The organism is Ilyobacter sp., from assembly GCF_041583315.1.
GTDB lineage: Bacteria > Fusobacteriota > Fusobacteriia > Fusobacteriales > Fusobacteriaceae > Ilyobacter.
Map to the genome: position 1 here is coordinate 1 of NZ_JBFHGC010000042.1, position 9,194 is coordinate 9,194.

Annotated in this window: 7 protein-coding genes; 6 read left to right on the forward strand and 1 reads right to left on the reverse strand. The window is 36.4% G+C overall.

Going from position 1 to position 9,194, the window contains the following annotated elements; translation table 11 throughout:
- A partial coding sequence (locus tag ABZA26_RS02730; protein WP_372712991.1) for an HD-GYP domain-containing protein occupies positions 1–644 on the reverse strand: 644 nt, incomplete at its 3' end.
- A gap of 272 nt (positions 645–916) precedes the next feature.
- Here ABZA26_RS02730 and ABZA26_RS02735 point away from each other — a divergent pair.
- The 6 genes from ABZA26_RS02735 to gltB all read left to right on the forward strand — a co-directional run.
- Positions 917–1,627, forward strand: a complete 711-nt coding sequence (locus tag ABZA26_RS02735) for a hypothetical protein (protein ID WP_372712992.1) — start codon at positions 917–919, stop codon at positions 1,625–1,627.
- 42 nt (positions 1,628–1,669) lie between these two features.
- Positions 1,670–2,032 carry a sirohydrochlorin chelatase gene (locus ABZA26_RS02740; RefSeq protein ID WP_372712993.1) on the forward strand — a complete coding sequence of 121 codons (363 nt, stop codon included), beginning with the start codon at positions 1,670–1,672 and terminating at the stop codon, positions 2,030–2,032.
- 227 nt (positions 2,033–2,259) lie between these two features.
- Positions 2,260–3,321 carry an ornithine racemase Orr gene (gene orr, locus ABZA26_RS02745; protein ID WP_372712994.1) on the forward strand — a complete coding sequence of 354 codons (1,062 nt, stop codon included), beginning with the start codon at positions 2,260–2,262 and terminating at the stop codon, positions 3,319–3,321.
- A gap of 88 nt (positions 3,322–3,409) precedes the next feature.
- Positions 3,410–3,895 (forward strand): HAD family hydrolase, encoded by a 486-nt coding sequence (locus tag ABZA26_RS02750; protein ID WP_372712995.1) that lies wholly within the window; start codon positions 3,410–3,412, stop codon positions 3,893–3,895.
- 100 nt (positions 3,896–3,995) lie between these two features.
- Complete coding sequence (locus ABZA26_RS02755) at positions 3,996–5,114, forward strand: phosphoserine transaminase (protein ID WP_372712996.1); 1,119 nt, start codon at positions 3,996–3,998, stop codon at positions 5,112–5,114.
- Between the two features lie 708 nt (positions 5,115–5,822).
- Positions 5,823–9,194 (forward strand): glutamate synthase large subunit (gltB, locus tag ABZA26_RS02760; RefSeq protein ID WP_372712997.1); only part of this gene is annotated, 3,372 nt, incomplete at its 3' end.

Here is a 9,194-nt window from a genome sequence, read left to right on the forward strand (position 1 = left end):
ACATTTATCTTTCCTATATCATGTATCATAGCCCCTAAACGAAGTCCCTCTATACGATTTTTATCAAGTCCCATATTCTCACCTATAGCCACGGCCAGCTCTGTGACTCTCTGCTGATGTCCTGCTGTATAAGGATCTCTTTTTTTCATTGTGATCACAAAGGCTTCTATTGCATTAAGAAGTGCTTTCCGGTGGGATTTCAAAGCCATATCCCTTTCTTTTTTCAGCCCGAGAATATAGAAGCCGTATGCTATTTCCCCAGCCAGTTTTTCCAGAATTTCCCTCTCATTCTGTCCGAAAATATCTGTTTTATCAGAATAAAGATTCAGATTTCCAACTTTCAGGGAATCATATACAAGCGGAATGGACAGAGATGATTCAAAAGAGTCAGCCATTTGAAATGCCTCTATAATTGTTGCTTTCTTTGTTCCTTCTTGTGATTTTTCTATAAATCTCTCTATACTGGCAAATTTATAACCTGCATCATCCATAAACACTCTGGATATACCTGTAAAAAGTTCAATTTCATTTTCTGATGACCTAATCACACCTTGGAGTTTTACCGTCAAATAATATAACCTGTTTTGTTTCTCCAAAGTCAACTGCAGCTCTTCAATTTTAGTATCACTATTTATTCCGTTCATGCCACACCTCACATTTATTTATATCCCCTACTTAATAATACCTCTAAAACCGGATTTTTTACTGACTTTTTTTATAATGATATTATTTTTTTTTAATTTTTATATTCATTATGACAATTTTTTAAAAAAACTTTAAACAGATTATCTTAAAAAAATGTCATTTTCATGTCACACATAAAAAACCAGATTTAAATTTTTATGGGCCCTATAGAGGAAAAACTAACTCCGCACTAATATAGATAAAAGAAAAAACTCTGAACAGAGGAGGTTTTATGAATAAAAGAGAGATTACAGGGATAATAATATCTGCAGTTATTATACTTGTCTCTGCTATAGCTGCGACCATTTATTATACCGATTCAAACCTTGAAATGATGTGGCTTTTTCTCTTTCTTGCCGTTCCTGTTCTCAGTCTGATTGTAGGTTCACTTACAGGTTTTATTTTCAAAATAATATTTAAATTCAGTTCACAGATTTTTTTGTATCTCATAGTGTTCTCTTTCGCTAGCTACACGGTGCTTATGACAGAAGAGGCATTCATTGGCATCGTCAGAAAACATTACGATAAAAGAATAACTGTTCTAAATAAGACAAATGATAATAATATGAAAGAGGTTAATCTCGGATATGGGAAATACCTCTACTATAACATCAGCAGCGATGAAGTTTTCAGACTCAATTTCAATTATAGGACTGGACAAATTATAACCAGAGAGAATATAATGACAATGTCGGAAAACTGGATAAATTCTCAGGGCTATGTTCCCAAACTCCCTGGAAAAATATATGTCTCACCTGGATTTTACAGGAAAAGCGGGTTTAAACTCTCTAAAACTCCCGGAAGTATAGGGGTTTCTCAGAAAATACAGGACAGCGTTGCACATCCTGATCAGAAAGATATACAGATTTTTCTTCAGTTGAAATACAAAGACGGAAAATTTATTATGGAAGAAAGCGGCAGAGGTTATACTCCTGTAAATTAAATTTCCATATTAAAGAAAATAAAATTATATTTAGGAGGAGAGATGAAAGGAATACTTATTATAGGTCACGGAAGCAGAATAAAAGAAGGAAATGATGCCTTTGAAGACCTTGTAAAAATTATAGGGAAAAAGGAAAGCATTCCCGTAAGAGGAGCTCACCTTTCTCTTGCTCTCCCTACTATTGAAGAGAGTATAAAAAAAATGTACAAGGAAGGTATAAAAGAGATCATCATCCTTCCCTACTTCCTCTTCGGAGGAACTCATATTCGAAAGCATATACCGGAAAAACTTGAACTTCTGAAAAAAGAGCTTGGAGATATAGAATTTATACTTACTGAACCTCTTGCCAATGACCCTCTTATAATACAGGCTCTTATGGAAAGAGCAGAACCACATTTAGATTAGTTATAACATATGTAAGAATCAGCCCATAAACTATAGGAAACTTCAATTGAACATATCCTAAAGCCGGGAGTATTTTTTAATCCCGGTTTTTAAATTTAAAAGCAGGATATATACCTATTTAAATTTTTTTGATATTATATAGCTGTAATTAAAGAGAAAACTTTATTATGAAGAAGCAGTGAAAAAACTCTGAAGACAGTAAATATCAAGACTCTAAAGGAGTTAAAATGCCATATCCAAAATTATTAGTAGATATAAAAAAAATAAAGCAGAACGGTTCCATCCTGGTAAAGGAATCTTCCCGGAAAGGTATAGAGGTAGCAGGGGTTACAAAAGTTGTGTGTGGAAACCCAACTATTGCACAGGCTCTAGTTGACTCTGGAATAAAGATCATAGCTGATTCAAGAATTGAAAATCTGAAGAAGCTGACAGATATCAACTGCAAAAAAATGCTTCTAAGAATCCCCATGCCAAGCCAGGCAGAAGATGTCGTAAGATATGCTGATACGGTTTTAGTATCAGAGATTTTCACAATAAAAAAACTATCAGAACAAGCTTATATTCAAAAAAAAGTTATCCATCTAATTCTCATGATTGATTTAGGAGATCTGAGAGAGGGTCTTTTTTATGAAAGTGAAATTTTAAAGACAGTGTCTGAGATAGTTAATCTGAAAAATATCAATCTTTTGGGAATAGGGACTAATCTCAGCTGTTATGGTGCAGTAATTCCCAGCAGGCAGATTTTAGAAAAACTTATATTGATGAAAAAGAAGATAAAAGACCTCTTTAATATAAATTTAGAAGTGATCTCCGGAGGGAACTCAGGATCCATAAGCCTCTTTGAGGACGACCAGCTTCCAAAGGGGATAAATCAACTCAGACTGGGAGCCTCTATAATTTTGGGGATAGGAATCGACCATCTTCCAATTGAAGGCCTGCTCACAGACACCTTTATCCTGGAGGCCGAAATAATCGAGCTGAGAAAGAAACCATCTCTCCCCCTTGGAGAGCAGGGTTTGGATGCCTTCGGAAATAAACCTGTTTTTGTCGACATGGGTATTCGCTCCAGGGCAATATGCGCCATAGGAAGGCAGGATGTAAATCCTGAAGACATCTCTCCCCTTGACCATAATATAAATATTCTCGGAGGAAGCAGCGACCACCTCATACTAGATGTAACTGACGCCGAAGAAAATCTGAAGGTTGGGGATAAAATCCGATTTAGAGTAAATTACGGAGGCTGCCTTTCCCTTATGACCTCACCCTATGTCCAGAAAGAATTTCTTTGATTATCCATATTTAAACAAATTTTCAAAGGCAATTGAAATCTGAGTATGTAAAAATCTCAAATTATATCCACTACACAGGAGAAGCTATATGATAAAAAATATTAAAGTCATAATTTTCGACTGGGGCGATACCCTTATGAGAGATTCTGGTGACAGTGGACCTATGGCTTACTGGAGAAATGTAGAAATAATACCGGGAGTAGGAGAGGTCCTTTCTAAACTAAAAGTGAACTACACCCTATGTGTGGCATCCAATGCAGGAGAATCAGACACGGAACTGATGAAGTCAGCTCTGAAAAGAGTGGGAATAGATTGTTTTTTCTCCTGTTTTTTTACATCTCTGGAGCTTGGATTTGAAAAACCTGACACCAGATTTTTTGAGAGTATATTAAAAACTTTTGACCTTTCTCCCAGTGAGTGTGTCATGGTGGGAAATGACTACAAAAAAGATATTCTAATTCCAAAATCCATGGGAATTAACACCATATTATTTGATGAAGAAAACATATTTCCAGATGCAGAGTCAGCTGATTATAAAATAAATGAGATGACTCAAATTCTTGATATTTTATGAGTTATAATAAAATAGTTAATATAAAAAATAACTTGGGTAATCTTTTATATTATAGTAATATTTACTAAATCATCATGTGTTTCAAAAGGGGGATAATTTCATGAACAAAAAACCAAATACAAAACCGAAGAATCCTAATTTTTCTTCCGGTCCTTGTGCCAAACATCCTGGGTTCACCTTAGACGCTTTAAAAGATGCACCACTGGGGAGGTCTCACAGGAGCGTCCTTGGAAAATCAAAGCTTCAGGAATCAATTGAAAAAACAAAAGAAATACTAGGGATTCCCGAGGATTACCTTGTGGGAATAGTACCGGCTTCTGATACAGGAGCTATAGAGATGGCAATGTGGAACCTCTTGGGGGCAAGGGGAATCGACGTTATTCATTTTGATGCCTTTGGAAAATCATGGGCTGTAGATATCATAAAAGAGCTTAAACTAAACAATGTGAGGGAGTTTTCTGCAGAGTACGGCCAGCTTCCTGATCTCTCTGATGTCCACTGTGACAATGATCTGGTATTTACGTGGAATGGTACAACCAGCGGAGTGAAAATCCCTAATGCCGATTTTATTTCAGATGACAGAAAAGGACTTGCTATCTGTGATGCCACTTCTGCGGTTTTTGCAATGGATATACCATGGAAAAAACTGGATGTTATCACTTTTTCATGGCAAAAAGTTTTGGGAGGAGAGGCCGGTCACGGGATGCTTATAATGTCTCCTCGTGCAGTAAAACGTTTAGAGAGCTACTCGCCACAGTGGCCCATGCCCAAGATTTTCAAGATGAAAAAAGACGGTAAAATAGCAAAAGAGATATTCGAAGGTTCCACTATAAATACTCCTTCTATGCTTTGCAACGAGGACTATTTAGATGCACTGAGATGGTCAGAGTCTATAGGGGGTCTTTCTGGACTCATTAAAAGAAGCATGGATAACTTTAAGACTATAGAGACTTTTGTAGAAAAACATCCATGGATTGATTTTTTAGCCACTGATCCTAAGATCCGTTCTAATACGAGTGTATGTCTGACACTAGACCTGCCAACTGAAAAAAGAAAAAAAATGCTTAAGTTAATGGAAGAAGAAAAAGCAGCTTATGACATAAACTCCTATAAAACGGCTCCAGAGGGAATAAGAGTATGGTGCGGTGCAACAGTGGAAAAACAGGACATTGATATTATGCTTTCATGGCTCGAATGGGCTTATAATGAGGTAAATTAATAATTTTAAGAGTCAGCTAAAAAAGCTGACCTTTTTATTTTGTCCTTCAATTTTTTTAGAAAAATTAAATTAAATTTTAAAATAAATACAGGATTTAGACAAAAGCTTCGTATAAGAATTATATATTTCTTTATTAATATTCAATTAATTTAAGATTAATAAAATTTAACTACAGTAAACAGAAAATATTTAAATCAATTTATATTATTTTTCCTTATCTACATAAATACTTTTATGTTTTTTCAATGTCTTAAGTTCATTTTACGTCCTTTTAGTTTCAAAACAGAAACAAAATTCTAAAAAAAAGTGATCATTGACTATATATATCTTACGATTTGAAATAATATATTTGAAATATATTCCGAAATTGTGTAGTCTGATAAGACACCCATTTCAAACAATGTATTATTTAATGGTATTAGTTTACTAAATTATTTAGCAGACACTAACATAATTTAGTTTAAACATATTTTGATGTGGTATCTTGTCATAATGTCTAATAAAACCTTCAACAATTTGACTTTTGCAGGTATTACGTTGCTTTACTTCTCTATTATAAAGAGAAAGTAGGGCTTTTTTTATCAAAATATTTTAATTATGACTTTTTGGGGTCAAAAAAATTTCAAGGTATAAATTACAGGTGTTTTTTTAAGGGGAATTGAGTTAATAAATAAGTAATTTAATATGTAAGATACGAGGGGGTTTAACATGAAAAGAGGAATAGGGGTTCCAAAACAACAGGGGTTATATGTTCCCGAGTTCGAAAAAGATAACTGCGGAATAGGACTTATAGCACAGATAAAAGGTCAGAAAACTCATGATATTGTCAAAAAAGGAATTGAGATACTGGAAAAAATGGAGCACAGAGGAGCTGTAGGGGCAGATCCTGACACTGGAGACGGAGCTGGAATTCTCATACAGATGCCTGACAAGCTCTTCAGATCTGAGATAAAAGGTCTTCCAGAATTTGGAGATTACGGAGTTGGGATGATTTTCTTTCCTCAAGAAACTTCAGAAAGAGAAAAATGTCAAAAGATTATAGAAAAAATAATAAAAGATGAAGGACAAGAAGTTTTGGCTTGGAGAGATGTTCTTGTGGATCCGACCAAGGTAGGAAAAACAGCAGCTAAAACAACTCCATTTATAAAGCAGGTTTTTATTAAAAAAGCTGCAGGGACTGAAAATTTCGAACTAAAACTATATATTATAAGAAAATCAATAGAGAATGAAATACCTAAGCTTTCTCTTGAAAAAGAGGAATTTTTCTATATACCATCAATGTCTAGCAATACAATAGTCTATAAAGGACTTTTGAAGCCTGACCAGATTTTAGGATTTTATAAAGACCTAAACGATGAGAGAACTCTCAGTGCTCTTGCTATAGTACACCAAAGATACAGTACTAATACTTTCCCTTCATGGGATCTGGCACATCCTTTCAGATATGTGGCACATAACGGTGAAATAAATACCATCAAGGGAAATGTAAACTGGATGACTGCAAGACAGCCTGAGCTCAACAATGATGTCTTTGGAAAAGATATCAATAAAATTTTCCCTATAAACAGACCTGTAGGGAGTGACTCTTCAAACCTGGACAAGGCTTTGGAATTTTTAGTAGCTTCTGGAAAATCACTGCTCCAGGCAGCTTCAATACTCGTTCCTCCTGCATGGGAAAAGGATCCGAGTATAAAAAAAGAGCTGAAAGATTTTTATGAATACTATTCAGGTCTTATGGAGCCTTGGGACGGTCCAGCTGCCCTTGTCATGTCCAATGGTAGCCAGATAGTCACAAAACTAGACAGAAACGGTCTGAGACCTGCGAGATACACAATAACAAACGACGATACCATCATTCTCGCATCAGAAGCTGGAACTCTTAAAACAAAACCGGAAGATATAAAAGAAAATTTCAGAGTAAAGCCTGGAATGGTTCTTATGATAGATCTTGAAGAGGGTAAGATTCTTACCCAGGAAGAGATTATAGAAAAAATAGTCGAAGACAAACCTTTTGGTCAGTGGCTGGCTGAAAACAAGAAAAATATAGAAGACCTCCCTAAGGAAGATTCTAGATATGAAAACGACTTTGACACAATTTTCAACAGGCTGATGACCTTTGGATACTCCAGGGAAGATCTTCATGAAATAATCACTCCTATGGCCAATGATGAAAAGGAACCTATAGGATCTATGGGAAATGATGCTGCCCTTGCGGTATTATCTGGAAATGATAAGAAACTTTTCAATTATTTCCAACAGCTTTTTGCCCAGGTAACAAATCCTCCGATTGACCCTATCAGGGAAGACGTAGTAATGTCAATAACTACCAATATTGGTAGACAGGGAAACATTTTGGAAGAAACTGCCGACAAAGCGAAGCTTATAAAAATGGACACACCGTTTATATCAAATGAAGATCTGGATAAGATCGCTTCACTTAACGAGGAAAACTTTAAATCTGCCGTTATCCCTATGGTTTTTGATCTTGAGAGCGGGCTAGAAAAAGGACTGAAGAACCTATTTGAAAAGGCTGAGACTGCAATCAAAGAGGGATGTAACATTATCATAATAAGTGACAGAGAAATAGGAGAAAACCAGTACCCAATTCCTAGTCTTTTGGCTACTTCAGGGCTGCATCACTACCTTATCAAAAGTAATAAACGAAATGGTGCAGATATCATAGTAGAAACTGGAGATGCCAGGGAGGTAATGGATTTCGCTCTTCTTATCGGATACGGAGCTCTTGCTGTAAATCCTTACCTTGCCTTAGAGTCTATCGACTATATGGTAGAAAATGAACTTTATATGACTTCTCAAAATGCTGACAAGAAAAAGGCAAAATATTTAAAGGCCATAGGAAAAGGTCTTGTAAAAATAATGTCGAAAATGGGTATATCCACTGTTCAGAGTTACAGAGGAGCGCAGATATTTGAAGCTGTGGGACTTAAGAGGGAACTAATTGACAAATACTTCACAGGGACTACCTCAAGAATTGAAGGTATCGGTATAGAGGGAGTAGAAAGAAGTGTAAAACAGACTGTGGATAAAGCAAGAGATGAGTATAATCCCAATCCTCAAGTACTACCTAATACAGGTGACTACAAATGGAGAAAAGACGGTGAAAGACGTCTGTTTAGCCCTGAGGCAGTTGCGGCACTTCAGCACTCTACCCGTACAAATGACTATGAAGAATATAAAAAATTTGCAGGAATTATCAATGACCAGGGAGAAAAGCTGGCAACAATAAGAGGACTTTTCAAATTTAAAGGGTCAGAAAGCATTCCGCTAGAAGAAGTAGAATCTATCGAAAGTATAATGAAAAGATTTGTTACAGGGGCTATGTCCTTTGGTTCTATATCGAGAGAGGCTCATGAGGCCATGGCTATAGCCATGAATACAATCGGAGGTAAATCCAACTCCGGTGAGGGTGGAGAAGATCCTGAAAGATTTGCTGACAACAGAAAAAGTGCCATCAAGCAAGTAGCTTCCGGAAGATTCGGAGTTACTACACATTATCTTGTAAATGCTGATGAGCTTCAAATAAAAATGGCTCAGGGAGCAAAACCTGGTGAGGGTGGGCATCTTCCTGGTCACAAAGTTACTGAGGAGATCGCTGCTACAAGACACACTTCTCCTGGAATAGACCTGATATCACCTCCTCCACATCACGATATTTACTCTATTGAGGATCTGGCACAGCTTATATTTGATCTGAAAAATGTAAATCCTGAATCCAGAGTAAGTGTGAAACTAGTTTCAGAAGTGGGAGTAGGAACAGTCGCAGCTGGAGTCGCAAAGGCTCATTCTGATATGATTCTTATTTCCGGATATGACGGTGGAACCGGTGCTTCCCCTATATCCTCCATAAAACATGCAGGTCTTCCTTGGGAGCTCGGTCTGTCTGAAGCACATCAAGTCCTTATCCTAAATGACCTCAGAGGTAGAGTAAGAATACAGGCCGATGGTCAAATGAAAACAGGTAGGGATATCGTTATAGCATCTCTACTAGGAGCAGAAGAATTTGGTTTTGCAACTGCACCGCTTGTGGTCCTAGGATGTATCATGATGAGAGCTTGCCAT